Consider the following 18,666-nt stretch of genomic DNA (forward strand, 5'->3'; position numbering starts at 1 on the left):
ACACGCGGCGCGTATGGCAGGTTCTCGTACATATCGCACGAAAGTGCTCGTGCTCGATAAGACGAAGCTCAAAGAGACGGACCTGATCCTGACGATGCTTGACGAGCGGGGTCGGCAGGTTCGTGCCGTGGCAAAGGGCGCCCGCAAACCCGGCGGACGCCTGGCTGCGCGCTGCGAGCTGTTCTGTACCGTCGATATGTTGCTCGCGCATGGACGCTCGCTCGACGTTGTTTCTCAGGCCGAGCTTTTGGAAGCGCCGGTTGGCGCCGCGCCCGATTACGAGATGACATGCTCCGCAAGCGCGATCGCCGAGGTCGCGCGCGTGTGCTCGTTCGAGGACGCCGAGGATCCGTTTACCTTTGCCATCACGCAGCGGGCGCTCACACTTGTCGGCAGCGGGCTCGACGCGGCACATATGGACCTGCTCGTGGCGGCCTTTGTCTTTAAATTGCTGTCGCACGTTGGCTACCGACCCGATTTTTCGGCATGCGTGCTGTGCGGAGACCCGATGCTGTCGTATTTTTCGCCCCAGGCGGGCGGCCTCATGTGCGGGTCGTGCGCGTCGAGCGTGCCCGGTGCCGAGCTGGTGTCGACCGGTGAGGTCGCATGGCTGCGCGCCCTCATGTCCATGACCTTCGATGCGCTTATGGCCGAGAGGATCGACACGCATACGGCGGCGTTCTTGCTCGGGCTTTCGCATGTGTGGGCTGCGACGCACACCGATCAGCGCCTCCGTGCGATGGAATTCATGTTGGGTCGGTGATGATGCGCAGGCACGGGCTGCTTGTGGTAACATACCGACTTGTTGGTACCTCGACCTTGGTTGCTCGCTCCACCGGCGGCTTCCCAGTCCGAGGCGAATCGAGTCGCCCGTGGGCGACGCAAAACGAAAGGTGAAACAATGACTGTTTCCAAAGAGCGCAAGGCGGAGCTGACTGCCCAGTTCGGTAACACCCCGGTCGATACCGGCAACCCCAAGGTTCAGGTCGCCATCCTGACCGAGCGCATCAAGGAGCTGACCGAGCACATGAAGTCCCACCAGAAGGACTTCCACACCCGTCGTGGCCTGCTCATGCTCGTCGGCCGTCGTCGTCGTCTTCTCTCCTACATCAAGAAGAACGACATCGTCGAGTACCGTGAGCTCATCAAGGCTCTGGGCATCCGCGACAACATCCAGTAGGATTTGTACATGCTAAGAGCGTCCTGCGCAGCGGGGCGCTCTTTTTGTGTAAGGGCGTGAACAATCACGCTCTGAAGCGTGGCGGGGGCAGGGGGCCCGCGTCACATGAGAAGCCCGCAGGCAAGGGGCCTGTGGGGTAAAGGAGAACAATGACACTCGTATCCAAGACCTTTGAGCTGTACGGCAAGACCTACACCTTTGAGTCCGGCGAGCTTGCCAAGCAGGCCACCGGCGCCTGTCTGGTCAAGCAGGGCGACACCACGATGCTCGACACCGTGGTCGTCTCCAAGGAGCGTAAGAACTACGACTTCTTCCCGCTGACCGTCGACTTCAACGAGAAGATGTACGCCGCCGGCCGCATTCCGGGTGGCTACCTTAAGCGCGAGGGCCGTCCCAGCGAGAAGGCCACGCTCACGGCTCGCATGATCGACCGCCCGATCCGCCCGAGCTTCCCGGATGGCTTCCGCAACGAGGTGCACATCGTCGCTACCTCGCTCGTCGCCGACCAGGTCAACCCCTTCGACGTCATCAACGTCATGGGTGCTTCGCTGGCCATGACGCTCGGCGGCGTGCCCTTCGAGGGCCCGCTTGCCTGCGTGCGCATCGGCCGCAACGTGGAGACCGGCGAGTTTATCGTCAATCCCACCTATGAGGAGCGCGAGAACTCCGATCTGGACCTGGAGCTGGGCGGCTCTGCCGACTTCATCTCGATGGTCGAGGCCGGCGCCGAGGAGATCTCCGAGGACGACATGCTCGCCGCTATGAAGTTTGGCCAGGAGGCCCTCGCTGCCTTCTGCCAGGCCCAAGACGAGTTCGTCGCCGAGTGGGAGCAGGTCAACGGCGCTATCGTCAAGAAGGAGTACCCGCTCGACCAGCCTGTCGAGGAGGTCCAGGAGCGCATCTTCGCCCACTACGACGAGATGGCCGCTGCCCTGCGCGACGCCGACAAGCTTTCCCGCATCGGTAAGGTCGAGGCTCTGAAGGAGTCCATCCGCGCCGAGTTCACCGACGAGGAGCAGGCCGCCTGGGAGCGCGAGATCCCCGTGGCGCTCAAGAAGCTCGAGAAGAAGGCCATGCGCACCATGGTCGTCGAGACCGGTGAGCGCGTCGACGGTCGTGCCGCCGACGAGATTCGTCCCATCATGGTGAAGGACAACTACCTGCCGCTCGTCCACGGCTCCGGCCTGTTCCAGCGTGGTCAGACCCAGGTGCTCTCCGTCCTGTCGCTCGGTATGCTCAACGAGGGCCAGCGTCTGGATACCATCGAGCCCACCGAGGGCAAGCGCTATATGCACCACTACAACTTCCCGCCGTTCTGCACCGGCGAGACCGGCCGCATGGGCAGCCCCAAGCGCCGCGAGATCGGTCACGGCAACCTGGCCGAGCGCGCCCTGCTTCCGGTGCTCCCCGACGAGAACGAGTTCCCTTACGCCATCCGCGTCGTCTCCGAGGTCATGGAGTCCAACGGCTCCTCTTCGATGGCTTCGACCTGCGGCTCCACGCTCGCCCTTATGGACGGCGGCGTGCCCATTAAGCGCCCGGTCTCCGGTATCGCCATGGGCCTGATTCAGGAGGAGGGCAAGACCGTGGTCCTGTCCGACATCCAGGGTCTCGAGGACTTCCTGGGCGACATGGACTTTAAGGTCACCGGTACCACCGAGGGCATCACCGCCCTGCAGATGGACAACAAGGCCACCGGTCTTACCTTCGATATCTTGGCCCGCGCCCTGCAGCAGGCCAAGGAGGGTCGCGCCTTCATCCTACAGAAGATGCTCGATGTGATCCCCGAGCCGCGTCACACCACGCGCAGCACCGCTCCGCGCATCGTCTCCATCCAGGTTCCGACCGATAAGATCCGCGACGTCATCGGTTCCGGCGGCAAGGTCATCCGCGGCATCCAGGACGAGACCGGCGCTTCGGTCGACATCCAGGAGGACGGCACCGTCTTCGTCGGCGGCACCGGCGAGTCCGTCGACCAGGCCGTCGAGCGCATCAAGCTCATCATCAAGGTTCCCGAGCCGGGCGAGGAGTACACCGGTCGCGTGGTCTCCATCCAGCCCTTCGGCGCCTTCGTGAACCTGTTGCCCGGTAAGGACGGCCTGCTGCACATCTCCCGCGTCGCCAAGGGTCGTGTGGAGAAGGTCGAGGATGTTCTCAACGTGGGCGACGAGGTCAAGGTCGTCGTCATTGAGGTCGACGATCGCGGCAAGATCTCGCTCGATCGTCTCGACAAGCCCGAGGCCCCGGCTCGCGCCGAGGGTGCCTCCGAGGGTGACGGCGAGCACTTCCAGCGCCGTGAGCGTTCGCGACGCGAGCGCTCCGAGCGCAGTGACCGTCCGCGCCGTCCCGGCGACAACGGAGGCCGCAAGCCCCGCCGCCACCACGACGCCGAGTAACAGCCGTACATAACCAGCACCGCAAGGGCGACTCCGGACAGGGGTCGCCCTTTTGCTTGCGCCCGGGAGGGCCGCATATGAAGTTTCCTGCTCTACAGTCCTGCGCAAGATGGAAAGCACATTAAGTGCTTTCCTTTGCGTGCGGAACTCGCGATAAACTTCATATGCGGCCCTCCCGGGCGCAAGCAAAAGGACTGGTTAGTGCCGCTCGCTATTTAGTTAGACAGTCTATTCAGTAGTCAGATTTCAGATCTGTAGATAGCCGCAGCAGCATCTTCCCAGATAAAACCGACCAAAATAAACCTGTCCCTTTTTGGCAGGTTTCCCGTGGGGCGGGCACTGATGAAGTTTATCGCGAGTTCCGCACGAACAGGAGGCCACTTAATGTGGCCTCCGTCGTGAGCAGGACTGTAGAGCAGGAAACTTCATCAGTGCCCGCCCCACGGGAAACCGGCGGGATAGACCGGTTTGGATGGGGCTTTGATGCATGGGTGGTCTGTTGGTGGGCAAATGGGTATCATACTGTGGTTATTGCATCGACTCTGCGATGCATGTTTGTATGTTCCCGGCGGTCGGTTTGCCAGAAGCGCCCCGTCGGTTGTTCCAGACCCGTTTCGAAGAAAGGAAACCACACTAACCTATGGTAGCTAAAAAATCATCTCCCTTGAAGATCATCCCGCTTGGCGGCCTTGACGGCATCGGCAAGAACATGACGGTCTTCGAGTGCGGCGACGACATGGTGCTCGTCGACGCTGGCCTCATGTTCCCGGATGACTCCCAGCCCGGTATCGACCTGGTGCTTCCCGACTACACCTATGTTCTTGAGAACGAGGAGAAGCTCCGCGGCATCATCGTCACCCACGGCCACGAGGACCACACCGGTTCGCTTCCGTATCTGCTGCAGGACCTCAACAATAAGGTGCCCATCTTCTCGAGCAAGCTGACGCTCGGCTTTATCGAGGGCAAGCTCTCCGAGTTCCGCATCCGCGCACCCAAGTTCCGTGAGGTCAAGGGCGGCAGCCATGTCAACCTCGGCGGCATCTCGCTCGACTTCTTCTCGATGACGCACTCCATCCCCGGCGCTCTGGGCGTGTTCATTCGCACCAACCAGGGCACCGTTATGCACACCGGCGACTTTAAGCTCGACCAGACGCCCATCGACGGCGTCACGCCCGACTATGCCGCTATCAGCCGTTTTGCCAAGCAGGGCATCGACCTGCTGCTTTCCGACTCCACCAATGCCACGGTTCCCGGCTTTACCAAGTCCGAGGCCGAGGTTGGTCCCAACCTGTTGCACGCCATCAAGAACGCCCCGGGTCGCGTGTTCGTCGCGTCGTTCTCGAGCCACATCCATCGTCTGCAGCAGATCTGCGATGCCGCCCGCAAGTGCGGCCGTAAGGTCGTTGTGACCGGTCGCTCCATGCTCACGAACACCCGCGTGGCGCGTGAGCTGGGCTACCTCAACATCGATGACGCCGATATCATCGATGCCTTCGATATCGATAACCTGCCCGACGATAAGATTGTCGTCATGTGCACCGGTTCGCAGGGCGAGCCGCTGTCGGCCCTGTCCCGCATGGCCAACGGCGAGCACAAGACGCTCTCCATCCACGAGGGCGATACCGTCATCCTCTCGGCAACGCCGGTCCCCGGTAACGAGAAGGCCGTTCAGCAGGTCGTCAACAGCCTGGCCAAGCTCGGCTGCGACGTGTGGGATAAGAACCGCGCTCTCGTTCACGTCTCCGGTCACGGTAGCCAGGAGGAGCTCAAGCTCCTGATGGCCATGGCCAAGCCCACGTACTTTATGCCGGTTCACGGTGAAGCCGTGCATCTGCGCGCCCATGCCCAGCTGGCCCGCAAGATGGGTCTCAAGGACGATCATATCTTTATCCTCGACAACGGCGACACGCTCGAGATGCGTGGCGGTATCGTTAAGCGCGGTACGCCCGTCGAGTCCGGCGTCGTCTACGTCGACGGCCTGCGTATCGGCGATACCGACCCCATCGTCTTGCGCGATCGTCAGAAGCTCGCCAACGACGGTATGGTTACCGCTGTTGCCATCGTCTCGCTTAAGCACAAGAAGATCGAGGCCATCGAGTTCTCGGGCCGTGGTGTCTCGTTTGCCATCGACGACCAGTTCTCCGAGGATGCCTCCGCATCCATTATGAAGACGATCGAGAAGGGCAAGTTCGGCTTTACGAGCAGCGGTTCCGATGCCATTCGCAAGGCCGTACGCGATTCGCTCTCTAACTTTATCTGGAGCCGTACGCGCACCCGCCCGATGATCATCCCGGTCGTCATGGAGGTTTAGTTTGGCGCGCGGATCTGCACAAAACGCCAAAGGCAATAAGGCCAATAACCAACCGGCATCTGCTAAGGGTGCCGGTTCCCATCTGCGTGCCAATAAGGGCCACGAGTCCGAGTTTGATGAGTTCGAGCCCCTGGTCGAGCCCTCAGCCAATCGCGATATCGCCGGCGTGGTCATTGCCGTTTTGGCGATTGCGTCCTTTATTGCCGTGATTTCTCCGGCAACAGCGCCCGTTACGGCTGCCGTTGCCGGGTTCTACCACCTGGGCTTTGGTCTGGGCGCCTACGTGTTGCCGATCGTCATTTTGCTGTTTGCCGCCACGCTCTTTTTGGGCGAGGACTCGCCGCTCAACGTGCGCTCTGTTGCGGGCGGCGCCGTGGTCTTTGTCGCCGTCGTCTCCATTCTTTCGCTGATGGTGCCGGGTACGAGCGACTCGTGCGACCTTATGTTCACGCCGCAAAATCTGTCCGCTTCGGGTGGCTACATCGGTGCGTTTATTGCGAGTGCGCTGCAGAATGCCCTGGGTAAGCCTATCGCGATGGTAGTCCTGCTGGGCCTTGTCGTCGTGGGCTTGGTCATTATCGGCTTTTCGGTGGGCGGTGTTTTGCGTTCCGCGCGCGATCGCGCTGCCGATTTTGCCGAGCGTCGCCGCGCCGATGTTAATGCGAGCCCGTGGGGCGATGAAGAGGCCCTGTCGGTTCCCGGCGTCGCTCGTCCGCACCTGAGCATTTTGCGCCAGAAGGGGACTGACGCCGCGGTGACCACGGTCATGGGTGGCGATGTCGACCCGGTTTTGGATGACGACGAGGACGATGACCCGTTTGTCGACGTATCCGAGTCGGTTGAAGCCGAGCGGGCCAAGACCACGCTGCTGCCGCGCCGTCATGCCAAGAAGGGCAAGACGGTTCCCAAGCTCAATACGAGTGAGCCCGACCCGTCTTGGTCCGATAGCGAGATTGAGCTCACCGAGGGCGATGACGAGGACGACGAGGCTCCGATTGAGACCGCAAAGACAACTTTGCTGCCGCGTCGCCATGCAAAGCGCGGCCAGGTCACCGGACAGCTTTCGATGGAGGACGATCCGGACAAGGTTGACGAGTCCGAGCCGCCGTTTTCCGTGAATCCCGTCTCGGCCGCCCCCCAGATCCCCGACTTCCTGAAGCACCCCAAGGTCGCTGACGCCTCAACCTCTACGGCCTCTGCCGCTCCTGCTGCGGCTGACAATGGGGGAGCGAGCGACACCGCAACTGACGCCGAGGGCGAAGAAGAGGACGGCCTCAAGCTTCCGCCGCTCGAAATCCTGCATGCCAACCCGCAGTCGGCTTCCGCTGCGTCTTCGGACAAGGAGCTGGAGCAGACCGCTGAGTCACTGCAATCCACCTTGCTTGAGTTTGGCCGCAGTGCCCGCGTGGTCGGCTGGATCGCCGGCCCCACGGTGACGACCTTTAAGCTGCAGCCCGGTGAGGGCGAGCGTGTGAGCAAAATCTCGAGCCTCGAGGACGATATCGCGCTTTCGCTCGCTGCCCAGTCGGTGCGTATCTTTGCCCCGATCCCCGGCACCTCGCTCGTGGGCATCGAGATTCCCAACCGCAAGCGCCAGAACGTCAATCTGGGCGACGTGCTGCCCTATGTGAAGGGCGGTCCGCTCGAGCTCGCCATCGGCCGCGACGCCGAGGGCACGCCGGTTGTCGCCGACCTCGCCAAGATGCCTCACCTGTTGATTGCCGGTACGACCGGTTCTGGTAAGTCGGTGATGATCAATTCCATCATCACGACATTGCTCATGCGCGCCCTTCCCGAGGACGTTCGCCTGATCATGGTCGACCCCAAGCGCGTCGAGCTTGCGGGCTATAACGGTCTGCCGCATCTCTATGTGCCCGTGGTGACCGAGCCCAAGCAGGCCGCGAGCGCTCTGCAATGGGCTGTGTCCGAGATGGAGCGTCGCCTGAAGGTCTTCGAGCGTCTCAACGTGCGTAAGATCTCGACCTACAACGAAAAGCAGGCTGCTGGCGAGTTTGAGCATTACGACAATCCGCCGCAAAAGATGCCCTACCTTGTCATTATCATTGACGAGCTCTCTGACCTGATGATGGTCGCCGGTAAGGATGTCGAGGCCTCGATCGTGCGTATTGCACAGCTGGGCCGTGCCGCCGGTATTCATCTTATCGTTGCCACGCAGCGCCCCAGCTCCAACGTGGTGACGGGCCTCATCAAGGCCAACATCACCAACCGCATCGCCTTTAACGTCGCCACGGGCATCGACTCGCGCGTCATCATCGACCAGATGGGCGCCGAGAAGCTCACCGGTTTGGGCGACATGTTGTTCTCCAAGGTCGACTGGGGCAAGCCCCGCCGTATCCAGGGCTGCTTTGTCTCGGATGATGAGATCAACGAGATTGTCGAGTTCGTCAAGTCGCAGAGTGAGCCAGACTACCACGAGGAGATCCTGTCTGCCGTGGCGCCCGCTTCCATGTCCATGGCGGGTGGCGGCGGCATTGTCCGCACCGGAGTAGCCGAGCCGCAAGACGATGATCCGCTCATTTGGGAAGCCGCCCATATTGTGGTGGAATCGCAGCTTGGCTCCACATCTGGCCTGCAACGTCGTCTGAAGGTTGGCTATGCGCGTGCCGGGCGTATTATGGACATGCTGGAAGAAAAGGGTGTCGTCGGCCCGCCCGACGGTTCCAAGCCGCGCGAGGTCCTGTTGGACGAGGAGGGGCTTGCCGCGCTGGAATCTGTCGACGCCGAGATGGCACGTGAAGATCGTGAGTTTGGAGGATTCTGATGGCTGCACGCTTTGGTGACATGCTGCTCGAGCAGCGTCGCCGAATGGGCCTTTCCATTCAGCAGGTCGCCAACACCATCAAAATCAGGCCGCAGATCATCGAGTTTTTCGAGACCGGTAACTTTGCTTCGATGCCGCCGCGCGGCTATGCGCAGGGCATGATTTCGAGCTATGCTCGCTTTTTGGGCCTCAATCCACGCGAGGTCGTCAATGCCTACTTTGACGAGCTGATGGCATACGAGCGCGAGACGTCGCAGCGGGGCGGTCGTTTTCAGGACGCCGCCGGCTATGTCAATTCGCGTTCCTCTGTCGATAACGGGCGCTTCCTGATGGTTCAGGGCGGTCGTTCGACCCGCTATGGACAGCGTCCTCAGCAGGCCGGTTATATTACCGAGACGGGTTCGGGCGAGGAGATTCGCTCGCAGCGTGACCGGTTCCGCAGTACGCCGATGCCCGAGGACCGTGCGCTTCCCGCTGCCCGCGGCGTGGCGCGTGACCCTCGTGCCGGCTACGGCGACGGCGGCTATTCTGATCGCGGTCACCGTGGTATCTCCACCGGACGCTCTCGCAGTGGCTATGCGGACGCCGATACCACGCAGGTGACGCCGCGTCTTCGCTCTCAACCACAGCCGTATGGCCAGCGCTCTTCGGCTCCGCGTGCGGGCCAGCGTGGCTATCAAGGCCGCGGTGAACTTGCGCCCCGCTCGGGTCAGTGCAGCCTTCAGGGCCAGGGTGGCTATCGCGGCCGTTCCGACAGCAATCGTGGTCGTATGCCTCAGGGAGGCGGCCGCAGCAGTTCCAGTCGTGGACGCGGCGGTTCCCGTACTCCTCAAAACAACGGTCTCGATCCGCGTATCGTCTACGCCGGCATCGGTGCCGTGGCGTTGCTGCTGATCGTGCTCATCGTGGTACTTCTGCGCGGCTGCGCATCTTCGACGCCCGAGACCACGCCCGAGACGCCCGCTGTTACCAAGACGACGACCAAGAAGTCTTCTAAGAAGACCGAAACGGTCGACGAGGACGAAGACACCGATGAGCCGACTGACGAGTCGACTGATTCGGACGCCGCCAAGACGACGGCCAAGAAGGAAGAGAACGAGGTCACAAAGGTTAAGGTCTCCGTTGCCAAGGGAAAGACCGCGTGGATTGAGGTCAAGGTCGACGGAAAGTCGGTCTATGGCGCCCAGGCGACTGGCCCCTTTGAGCAGGAGTACACGCCCGAGTCCTCGATCGAGATCACCACGTCCAAGCCTTCCGATGTCACCGTTACCAAGAACGGCGAAAAGGTCCGTTACGATACCAAGACCTCGGGCGTGGCGCGTGTGACGATCACCGTTCCCAAGAAGGAGACGACTGATTCCGAGAATGGTGAAAGTTCTGATGGTGCCGACACCACCGACGGCACCGATGCCCAGTCCACGGATGGCGCCGATACCGCAACTGACGGCCAGACGCCCACCGATTCTACCGACTATTCGTACGATAGCTATTAAGCCGCTCGTACGCGAAAGGAAACATCATGGCTAAAGATTCCAGCTTCGACGTCGTGTCCGAGGTCAACATGCAAGAGGTCGACAACGCCTTCCAGCAAACCACGCGCGAGATTTCCCAGCGCTATGACCTGAAGGATTCCGGCGCCACGATCGAGCTTTCGAAGGGCGACAAGCTCTTTACGATCAACGCCCCGGCCGACTTTGTCTCCAAGCAGATTATCGACGTGCTGAGCTCCAAGCTCATCAAGCGCGGCATTGACCTCAAGGCTGTCTCGTGGGATGCTCCGCAGGCGGCATCGGGCGGCACCGTGCGCGTGCTCGGCCATATCGTCGAGGGCATCGACCAGGCGACCGCCAAGAAGATCAACAAGGACATCAAGGATCAAAAGCTCAAGGTCAAGGTGACCATCGAGGCCGACAAGCTTCGTGTTTCCTCCGCTTCGAAGGACGCGTTGCAGACCGTGATCCAGTTCCTGCGCGACCAGGACTACGGCCAGCCGCTGCAGTTCACCAACTACCGCTAATATCATTCGAAAGGACTGCTCTCCAACATGGATACACCGTTGGGCTCCGTGCTCTACATCACCCTCGGGTGCGCTAAGAACGAGGTTGACACCGACCGCATGCGTTCTCTTTTGACCGCCGCGGGCTACGAGGAGGCATTCGACCCACAGGATGCCGATATCGCCATCGTCAATACATGCTCGTTCCTCGCCTCCGCAACGTCCGAGAGCATCGAGACCACGCTCGAGCTCGCCAACGAGGTTCAGGACGGCGTTCGTTCTTGTCCCATCGTCATGTGCGGCTGTGTGCCGTCGCGCTATGGCGACGACCTGCCTGACGAGCTGCCCGAGGTCGCTGCCTTTGTGAAGGCCGACGAGGAGGACGGCATCGTGGCGGTCATCGATGGCGTGCTGGGTGTCGAGCGTGAGATCGCTGCCTATATTCCGCAAGTCAAGCGCACTGTCGAGGGCGCCGTTGCTTACGTCAAGATTTCCGATGGCTGCAACCGCTTCTGCAGCTTCTGCATGATCCCGTATATCCGCGGTCGTTATCACTCGCGCAATGCCGAGAGCATTATCTCCGAGGTACGCGACCTGGTTGCCGGCGGTGTGCGCGAGATCGTGCTGATCGGCCAGGACACGGGTATTTGGGGCACCGACTTTGCCGACGAAGACGTCACCGATGGCTCGCCGCGCAATCTGGCGCAGCTGCTGCATGCCGTCGCCGAGGCCGTGCGCCCGCACAACGTCTGGGTCCGCGTGCTCTATCTGCAGCCCGAGGGCATGACCGACGAGCTTATCGATACGATTCGCGATACGCCCGAGGTGCTGCCTTATATCGATATCCCCGTGCAGCACTGCGACGCGCGCATCCTCAAGGCTATGCGCCGTTCTGGTTCGCGCCAGGAGCTCGAGGACCTGTTCCGCGATCTGCGTGAGCGTATCCCCGGCATCGTGATCCGTTCCACGGCCATGGTCGGCTTCCCGACCGAGACCGACGACGAGTTCCGCGACCTTATCGACTTTATGGACACCGTCGGCTTTGACTACACGAGCGTCTTTGCCTACTCGCAGGAGGAGGGCAGCCTGGCCGCTAAGATGGAGGGTCAGGTCGATGAGGAGGTCAAGCTCGAGCGCGCCCAGGAGGCCATGGACCTGGCCGAGTCGCTCGGTTTTGCCGCCACCGCCGCACATGTGGGCGAGCGCGCCCAGGTGATCGTCGACGGCATCGAGGAGACCGAGGACGGCGCCGAGCTGATCGGCCATGCTTGGTTCCAAGCGCCCGATTCCGATGGCGCGGTGCACTTGGACGCCAGCGAGGCGTCCGTGGGCGATATTCTGACGGTCGAGTTTACCGATAGCTTCTGCTATGAGCTTATCGGTCATGTTGTGGAGTAGGAGAGCATCGTGGCAAACGAGAGCAATAAGGAACTGACGAGTGTTTGGACGCCCGCCAACATCGTGACGTGTGTGCGCATCGTCTTTATCCCGGTGTTCATGATCGTGTCGGCGCTTTCTCACACGAGTGTTGCCGGTACAGATTGGAGCACCTTCGACGGCCCGCTCGCCGCTGCAGCCTTCATTCTGTATGTTATCCTGTCGTGCACCGATAAGGTCGACGGTTATCTGGCGCGTTCGCGCAATGAGATTACCGACTTCGGTAAATTCTTGGACCCCATTGCCGACAAGCTGCTCGTGTTCTCGGCCTTGCTGCTGTTCTTGGACTTTGGCGCCGTGTCGGTTTGGTCCGTGTTCATCATCTTGTTCCGCGAGCTGTTGGTAAGTGCCCTGCGCATGGTTGCGAGTGCCGCCGGCGTGGTCGTTGCCGCCGATAAGCTTGGCAAGTACAAGACGGCGACCACGATGGTCTCCATCTGCGGTTACCTGTGCGTCTTTGCGATGGCCGGCTTGCACCTTGGCCCGCTGATGCTGACGCTCGGCATCTACTCGGTGTCGCGCTTCCTGTACGCCGTTGCCGTTGTCCTGACCGTTATCTCGGGCGCCCAGTACTTCTGGAACTGCCGCAAGATCGTCTTTTCGGTCTAGGTTCTGGTGGGTATGACGGACTCTTTTGAGCAGATTTCCGCACATAACGAGGAGCTGGCGCGTCATATTGTCGAGCGCGCGAGCGCTCGGGGCGTGACGGTTTCGACGGCTGAGTCGCTGACGGCAGGTATGATCGCCTCGACGATTGCCGATATCCCGGGCGCCTCGGCGGTGCTGCGTGGCGGTGCGGTGACCTACTGCGATGAGATCAAGCATCGCGTTTTGGGTGTTGATCAGGAGACGCTCGACCGCTATACCGCGGTGTCGCATCAGACCGCGCGCGAGATGGCGGCGGGTTCGCTGGAGCTGTACCAGAGCGATATTGCCGTGAGCGCAACGGGTTATGCCGGCCCCGGCGGCGGCACTGAGGACGATCCGGCTGGCACTTTCTATATTGGCTGGGCGTATCGCGCGGCTGATGGGGAAGTGCCGGTCGTGGACTCTGTGCGCTGCCACTATGAGGGCGACCGTTCGTGTGTTCGTGCCCATGCGGTCGCGGAGGCATTGGGACGCATTGCCCTTGTGCTCAACTCTATGGAATAGACGTGTTTTCAGGGGCCTTAGGGCCCCTTAATTGTGGAGATAGGGACCCCTGACGAATTTAGCGTTTGCGCTGGTTATAGGTGTATTCTTGCCTTCCTTGTTCTTATTCGGCCCTTTGTGGTCAAGCATTTGGTCAGTGTTTGGTCGGCGTTTGGTTGGGTTTTGGAAAGACTGCCTGCATATGATTGGCCTGAACGGTTGACCACGAACAGCCGTTCGTTTATTATCGATGCAGGTTGTTAAGAGGAGGGCTATTCATGGCCAAGAATTCAGGTCCCGTACGTACCGTTCATGCTCGCACGACGGGTAAAGAGCGCGATGAGATGATCGCCACCACCAAGGCCGAGATCGAGAAGAAATTCGGCCAGGGTTCCATCATGAGGTACGGCGACGGTGGCCCCGAGCTCGAGGTCGAGGCCATCCCTACGGGCGCTCTGGCACTCGATGCCGCACTGGGTATCGGCGGTGTGCCGCGCGGCCGAATCGTCGAGATCTACGGTCCCGAGTCCTCCGGTAAGACGACGCTTTCGCTCGAGATCTTGGCCGAGGCCCAGGCAATGGGTGGCGTTGTGGCATTTATCGATGCCGAGCACGCGCTCGATCCCACGTATGCCGCACGCATCGGCGTGGATATCGACGAGGTGCTCATTTCCCAGCCCGATACGGGTGAGCAGGCGCTCGAAATCGTTGACATGCTTGTGCGTTCCGGTGCCATCGATGCCATCGTCGTCGACTCCGTCGCCGCGCTGACCCCGCGTGCCGAGATCGAGGGAGAAATCGGCGACACTACGGTCGGTCTTCAGGCTCGCCTGATGAGCCAGGCGCTCCGCAAGCTCGCCGGCTCGCTGTCCAAGTCCAACACGACGTGCATCTTCATTAACCAGCTGCGTGAGAAGATCGGCGTCATGTTCGGCAACCCCGAGACCACGACGGGCGGCCGTGCCCTTAAGTTCTTCTCTTCGGTGCGTATCGACATTCGCCGCATCGACAGCATTAAGCTTAAGGACGAGGTTATCGGTAACCGCGTGCGCGCCAAGGTCGTTAAGAACAAGGTGGCAGCTCCGTTCCGTTCTGCTGAGTTCGACATCATGTACGGTACGGGCATCTCTAAGGAGGGCTCGATCTTGGACATGGCTGTCGAGTGCGGCATCTGCAAGAAGATGGGCTCCTGGTTTGCCTATGGCGAGGACAAGCTCGGCAACGGTCGCGAGGCCGCCAAGGCGTTCCTGCGCGAACACCCCGATTGCGCTGATGAGATTGAACATAAGGTCCGCCTTGCCTGCGGGCTTGAGTTTGATGACGATGCTCCGTCCGAAGTCGAGCTGACCGATCAGCCTGCGCCTGAGGAGTTTGACGAGCTTTACGCCATCGATGGTTCCGCCATGCTCGATGATGACGACGAGTAGCGGTTACGCTCATGTCGTATACGGTGACCGAGGCCACGGTCGTCTTTCCCGATAAGAAGGCGGCCTCCTCGTTCTCGAGCGGGTATGCGTCCAAAAAGCCTTGCGCACATATCGATTGCGAGCTTGAGGGCGGTTTTAAGCGGTCCATTTGGATCCCCGTGCGGGTCGCGCGGCTGTATGTCAAAAACCGCCCCGATCTTCCCTGTGATTGGGATAACTTTCGTGATGCGGTGCAGCTCATCGAGCGTAAATGTGCGCTTACCATGGTGACCGAGATGTTATCGCGCCGCGACCATGCGACGGGTGAGGTCCGTGACAAGCTGGCTCGCTACGGCTTTCATCAGCTCGCGATCGATTTCGCCGTCGAGCGCGCCACCGAGTATCGCTTTTTAGACGAGAACCGCTTTTGCTCGTACTTTATCGAGGAACGCAAGCGGCGCGGTTGGGGACAGCGTAAAATCGAGACCGAGCTCAAGCGTCGTCATGTCGTGCTCGATGACATTCCCGGTTATCCCGAGGATTATTTTGCCGTCGAAGACGATTTGGCGCGTGCGTCAGCCCTGCTCGCCAAGCGGCGTGTTCCAGAGACGCGCGGATTCGAAAAACTGGTTCGGTTTTTGATGGGCAAGGGCTTCTCGTATCACATCGCCGCCGATGCCGTTAAGGCACGTCTCGATGCCGAACGTGAGGAATGTGCGGTTTAGGCGTATGTGTTTTGTGGCCCTGCCGTTCACCGCGTTTTAGCCGCCGTGCTGGGGCCATTTATTTGACAGTTGTTGTGGTTCAACGTACGATAAACACTGTCATTTGCTTTGTGATATGTGCTCATCTGTGATGAGTTTGTTTATATGTTTATCTGTATCCGACCCGCATAAGCTGCGCCCATATTACTCAAATGTCGCGAGCCGTTCGTAAGGACGGTTCGCTTTGTTGTGTAACGAATCCATAAAAAGGAGTGAGCATGCCTATCATTGCAGCGCTCGTTGGCATCGTTTTGGGTGCCGTCGCCGCCATTGCCTACATGCGCACCGCCAAGCAGGGTAGTCTTCACGAGGCCGACGAAAAGATTCAGTCGGCACACGCGCAGGCAGAGTCCCTGATCGGTGATGCCAAGCGTCAGGCCGAGACCCTCAAAAAAGAGGCTCTGCTCGAGGCTAAGGAAGAGATCATCAAGAACAAGCAGGCCGCCGAGGCCGAGGACAAGCAGCGTAAGAGCGAGATTCGCACGCTCGAAAATCGCGTGATGCAGCGCGAGGAATCTCTCGATCGCCGCAACGATGCTCTTGATAAGCGCGAGCATCAGCTGTCCAGCCAGGCCGGCCAGGTCGAGAAGCGCTCTCGCGAGCTTGAGGAGCTCTGCGCAAAGCAGACCTCTGAGCTCGAGCGTATCGCCGACCTTACCCGCGAGGACGCCCACAAGGAGCTCCTCGATAAGGTTCGTGGCGAGGTCACCCACGAGGCCGCCACGATCATTCGCGAGTCCGAGCAGCAGGTTCGCGCCGAGTGCCACAAGACCGCCCAGGAGATTCTGTCCCTGGCGATTCAGCGCTGCGCTGCCGACCACACTGCCGAGGTCACCGTTACCTCCGTGCACATTCCCTCTGATGACCTCAAGGGCCGTATCATCGGTCGCGAGGGTCGCAACATCCGGACATTCGAGCAGGTTTCCGGCGTCAACCTCGTGATCGACGACACGCCCGAGACCGTCGTTCTTTCGAGCTTCGACCCGGTCCGTCGTGAGACCGCCCGTGTTGCCCTCGAGAACCTCATCGCCGACGGCCGCATTCACCCCGCCCGCATCGAGGAGATGTATCACAAGGCTGCCGACCTGGTTCAGCAGCGCGTGCGCGAGGCTGGCGAGCAGGCTGCCTTCGATACCGGCATTCACGACCTGCACCCCGAGATCGTCAAGACCCTTGGTGCCCTGCGCTACCGTACTTCGTTTGGTCAGAACGTGCTTCAGCACTCCCTCGAAGTCTCTGACCTGTGCGGCGTGATGGCTTCCGAGCTTGGCCTGGACGTTGTGACCGCCAAGCGCGCCGGCCTGCTGCACGACCTGGGCAAGGCAATCGACCATGACGTCGAGGGCCCGCATGCCGTCATCGGCGCCGAGCTTGCCCGCCGTTATGGCGAGAAGCCCGTTATCGTCCACGCTATCGAGGCTCACCATGCCGACGTCGACCCCAACACGGTGCTCGATGTCCTGGTACAGGCCGCCGATGCTGTCTCTGCCTCTCGCCCCGGTGCCCGTCGCGAGTCTGCCGAGAACTACATCAAGCGTCTTGAGAAGCTCGAGGAGATCGCCAACTCCCATGACGGCGTCGAGCGTACCTATGCCATGCAGGCTGGTCGCGAGGTCCACGTCATGGTTCAGCCGGACAAGATTTCTGATGCCCAGTCCACGGTTCTGGCTCACGATATCGCCCATCAGATCGAGGAAGAGATGGAGTATCCCGGTCAGGTGCGCGTCGTCGTGATTCGCGAGAGCCGCGCTGTCGATATCGCTAAATAACATGAGCGACGCGAACGAGCTCATCTCATTTATCGCGTCGATGTCGGGGGAGGGCAACCTTCGCGTCGAGGAGAACCTTGGCGAGGGGTATGTCCGCCTCCGCGTTTCGGAGGCCGAGCGGCGCCAGGCAAAGCACGACATTCAGCATGTCGAGGATATCGTCATCGAAATGCTCCGTAATGCTCGCGATGCTGGCGCCGACAAGGTCTATCTCGCCACGACCAAGGAAGATGGCGTCCGCACGCTTGTCTTTCTGGATAACGGTTCGGGCGTTCCGCAGGATATGCAAGAGCGAATCTTTGATGCCCGCGTTACCTCCAAGCTCGAGAGCATGAAGATGGACCGTTGGGGCGTTCACGGTCGTGGCATGGCATTGTTTTCGATCAAGCAGAACACCGACGAGGCCCGTGTGGTCACGTCCGGTGTCGATCTTGGCTCAGCCTTTAAGGTGAGCGTTGCGGCCGACCGCCTCAGCGAACGTGCCGATCAGTCCAGCTGGCCCCAGGCCGTCAAGGATGAGGACGGACGTTATGTCTGTGCTCGCGGTCCGCATAATATTATTCGCGCTGCCTGTGAGTTTGCGCTCGAGGAGCTGCGTGGTTGCGATATCTATCTTGGTTCTCCGTCTGAGATTGCCGCGACTCTTTATGCTCAGGCGTCAAGTCGGCTCGATACGTCTCGTCTCCTGTTTATTGATGACGAGAGCGAGCTTCCGGTTGTCGACCGTTTAGGCCTTGCCTCTGATGCCGAGGACTTTATCCGTATCTGTTCGGGTTTGGGTCTTGAGATGTCCGAGCGCACGGCTCATCGCATTTTGGCAGGGCAGATTAAGCCCGTTCGCGGTGTGACTGCGCGTCTGCTGCGCGAGCGTGACTCATCCTCGCATGCGCCGGCTCCTGTCGATCTCGCGAAGGATCGTCGTGGGCTACGTATTGCCAAGGATGACATGGCACAGTTTTCGCGTGCTGTGGAGCGCGACTTTAATGACCTTGCCGCCCGGTACTATCTCAACCTTTGCGGCGACCCAAAGATTCGCGTTTCGCGTGATCGAATCACTGTGACCTTCGATCTTGCCAAAGAGGAATAGTGCCTTTACCGAGTCCACTCGGTACGATAAAGTTATTGCAGTTAAAACGTACTTTTAAACGCAGGAGTTTCTTCATGGATTGCCTGAAGGTATCAAGCAAATCATCGCCCGCGTCCGTTGCCGGCGCCATCGCCGGCATGGTCAAGGATGGTGTACCCGTCAACATCCAATGTGTCGGTGCCGGTGCTGTCAACCAGGCCATTAAGGCCGTGGCTATCGCGCGCGGTTTTTTGATTCCAACCGGTTTTGATATTTCCTGCGCGCCTGTGTTCTCCGACATCCTCATTAACGGGGAGTCGCGCACGGCCATCCGCCTTTCTATCTACGTTCACCAGATCAATCGAGCTGCTATGGATAACGTCGTCATTGATGATGTTAAGCCTGTGGCATAGCTTCTGCTTGCCTCG

The 18,666-nt window shown here is 60.4% G+C and carries 15 protein-coding genes; all 15 read left to right on the plus strand.

Annotated features, from left to right (window positions below; genetic code table 11):
• Positions 1-13: 13 nt before the first annotated feature.
• The 15 genes from recO (at position 14) to DWZ52_RS05925 (ending at position 18,651) form a co-directional block, all read left to right on the plus strand.
• Positions 14-763 carry a DNA repair protein RecO gene (gene recO, locus DWZ52_RS05855; protein ID WP_118385110.1) on the plus strand — a complete coding sequence of 250 codons (750 nt, stop codon included), beginning with the start codon at positions 14-16 and terminating at the stop codon, positions 761-763.
• Positions 764-901: 138 nt separating this feature from the next.
• Positions 902-1,180: a 30S ribosomal protein S15 gene (gene rpsO / locus DWZ52_RS05860; protein ID WP_099431792.1), complete on the plus strand. Its 279-nt coding sequence runs from the start codon at positions 902-904 to the stop codon at positions 1,178-1,180.
• 149 nt (positions 1,181-1,329) lie between these two features.
• Positions 1,330-3,576: a polyribonucleotide nucleotidyltransferase gene (locus DWZ52_RS05865; protein WP_118385111.1), complete on the plus strand. Its 2,247-nt coding sequence runs from the start codon at positions 1,330-1,332 to the stop codon at positions 3,574-3,576.
• A gap of 640 nt (positions 3,577-4,216) precedes the next feature.
• Positions 4,217-5,887, plus strand: coding sequence for a ribonuclease J (locus DWZ52_RS05870; protein ID WP_118385112.1), 1,671 nt, complete (start codon positions 4,217-4,219; stop codon positions 5,885-5,887).
• Between the two features lies 1 nt (position 5,888).
• The gene (locus DWZ52_RS05875) at positions 5,889-8,669 is read left to right on the plus strand and encodes a DNA translocase FtsK (protein ID WP_233547273.1); all 2,781 of its coding nucleotides are present in this window, start codon (positions 5,889-5,891) and stop codon (positions 8,667-8,669) included.
• The gene (locus tag DWZ52_RS05880; protein WP_089573380.1) at positions 8,669-10,162 is read left to right on the plus strand and encodes a RodZ family helix-turn-helix domain-containing protein; all 1,494 of its coding nucleotides are present in this window, start codon (positions 8,669-8,671) and stop codon (positions 10,160-10,162) included. The genes DWZ52_RS05875 and DWZ52_RS05880 overlap by 1 nt, the downstream gene beginning before the upstream one ends.
• A gap of 26 nt (positions 10,163-10,188) precedes the next feature.
• On the plus strand, positions 10,189-10,686 hold the full coding sequence (locus DWZ52_RS05885; RefSeq protein WP_022094699.1) for a YajQ family cyclic di-GMP-binding protein: 498 nt from the start codon (positions 10,189-10,191) through the stop codon (positions 10,684-10,686).
• Positions 10,687-10,713: 27 nt separating this feature from the next.
• Positions 10,714-12,063 carry a 30S ribosomal protein S12 methylthiotransferase RimO gene (gene rimO / locus DWZ52_RS05890; protein WP_117776236.1) on the plus strand — a complete coding sequence of 450 codons (1,350 nt, stop codon included), beginning with the start codon at positions 10,714-10,716 and terminating at the stop codon, positions 12,061-12,063.
• A gap of 99 nt (positions 12,064-12,162) precedes the next feature.
• The gene (pgsA, locus tag DWZ52_RS05895) at positions 12,163-12,711 is read left to right on the plus strand and encodes a CDP-diacylglycerol--glycerol-3-phosphate 3-phosphatidyltransferase (RefSeq protein WP_233541118.1); all 549 of its coding nucleotides are present in this window, start codon (positions 12,163-12,165) and stop codon (positions 12,709-12,711) included.
• Positions 12,712-12,723: 12 nt separating this feature from the next.
• Positions 12,724-13,254: a CinA family protein gene (locus DWZ52_RS05900; protein ID WP_117639874.1), complete on the plus strand. Its 531-nt coding sequence runs from the start codon at positions 12,724-12,726 to the stop codon at positions 13,252-13,254.
• 257 nt (positions 13,255-13,511) lie between these two features.
• Entirely contained in the window at positions 13,512-14,660 is a 1,149-nt protein-coding gene (gene recA, locus DWZ52_RS05905; RefSeq protein ID WP_022094695.1) for a recombinase RecA, read from the plus strand.
• Positions 14,661-14,671: 11 nt separating this feature from the next.
• Positions 14,672-15,364, plus strand: coding sequence for a regulatory protein RecX (locus DWZ52_RS05910; protein WP_118385113.1), 693 nt, complete (start codon positions 14,672-14,674; stop codon positions 15,362-15,364).
• 257 nt (positions 15,365-15,621) lie between these two features.
• The gene (rny, locus tag DWZ52_RS05915; RefSeq protein ID WP_118205712.1) at positions 15,622-17,172 is read left to right on the plus strand and encodes a ribonuclease Y; all 1,551 of its coding nucleotides are present in this window, start codon (positions 15,622-15,624) and stop codon (positions 17,170-17,172) included.
• A 1-nt stretch (position 17,173) separates the two neighbouring features.
• Positions 17,174-18,259: an ATP-binding protein gene (locus DWZ52_RS05920; protein WP_118385114.1), complete on the plus strand. Its 1,086-nt coding sequence runs from the start codon at positions 17,174-17,176 to the stop codon at positions 18,257-18,259.
• Positions 18,260-18,333: 74 nt separating this feature from the next.
• Positions 18,334-18,651: a stage V sporulation protein S gene (locus DWZ52_RS05925; protein ID WP_117564291.1), complete on the plus strand. Its 318-nt coding sequence runs from the start codon at positions 18,334-18,336 to the stop codon at positions 18,649-18,651.
• Positions 18,652-18,666 lie beyond the last annotated feature (15 nt).

Source organism: Collinsella sp. AF33-16, assembly GCF_003475325.1.
In the GTDB taxonomy this organism is placed as follows: domain Bacteria; phylum Actinomycetota; class Coriobacteriia; order Coriobacteriales; family Coriobacteriaceae; genus Collinsella.

What these genes read in the sequence shown, in the direction of transcription:
- recO (WP_118385110.1), top strand. Translation starts at nt 14, where the DNA reads ATGGCAGGTTCTCGTACATATCGCACGAAAGTGCTCGTGCTCGATAAG.
- rpsO (WP_099431792.1), top strand. Translation starts at nt 902, where the DNA reads ATGACTGTTTCCAAAGAGCGCAAGGCGGAGCTGACTGCCCAGTTCGGT.
- DWZ52_RS05865 (WP_118385111.1), top strand. Translation starts at nt 1,330, where the DNA reads ATGACACTCGTATCCAAGACCTTTGAGCTGTACGGCAAGACCTACACC.
- DWZ52_RS05870 (WP_118385112.1), top strand. Translation starts at nt 4,217, where the DNA reads ATGGTAGCTAAAAAATCATCTCCCTTGAAGATCATCCCGCTTGGCGGC.
- DWZ52_RS05880 (WP_089573380.1), top strand. Translation starts at nt 8,669, where the DNA reads ATGGCTGCACGCTTTGGTGACATGCTGCTCGAGCAGCGTCGCCGAATG.
- DWZ52_RS05885 (WP_022094699.1), top strand. Translation starts at nt 10,189, where the DNA reads ATGGCTAAAGATTCCAGCTTCGACGTCGTGTCCGAGGTCAACATGCAA.
- rimO (WP_117776236.1), top strand. Translation starts at nt 10,714, where the DNA reads ATGGATACACCGTTGGGCTCCGTGCTCTACATCACCCTCGGGTGCGCT.
- pgsA (WP_233541118.1), top strand. Translation starts at nt 12,163, where the DNA reads ATGATCGTGTCGGCGCTTTCTCACACGAGTGTTGCCGGTACAGATTGG.
- DWZ52_RS05900 (WP_117639874.1), top strand. Translation starts at nt 12,724, where the DNA reads ATGACGGACTCTTTTGAGCAGATTTCCGCACATAACGAGGAGCTGGCG.
- recA (WP_022094695.1), top strand. Translation starts at nt 13,512, where the DNA reads ATGGCCAAGAATTCAGGTCCCGTACGTACCGTTCATGCTCGCACGACG.
- DWZ52_RS05910 (WP_118385113.1), top strand. Translation starts at nt 14,672, where the DNA reads ATGTCGTATACGGTGACCGAGGCCACGGTCGTCTTTCCCGATAAGAAG.
- rny (WP_118205712.1), top strand. Translation starts at nt 15,622, where the DNA reads ATGCCTATCATTGCAGCGCTCGTTGGCATCGTTTTGGGTGCCGTCGCC.
- DWZ52_RS05920 (WP_118385114.1), top strand. Translation starts at nt 17,174, where the DNA reads ATGAGCGACGCGAACGAGCTCATCTCATTTATCGCGTCGATGTCGGGG.
- DWZ52_RS05925 (WP_117564291.1), top strand. Translation starts at nt 18,334, where the DNA reads ATGGATTGCCTGAAGGTATCAAGCAAATCATCGCCCGCGTCCGTTGCC.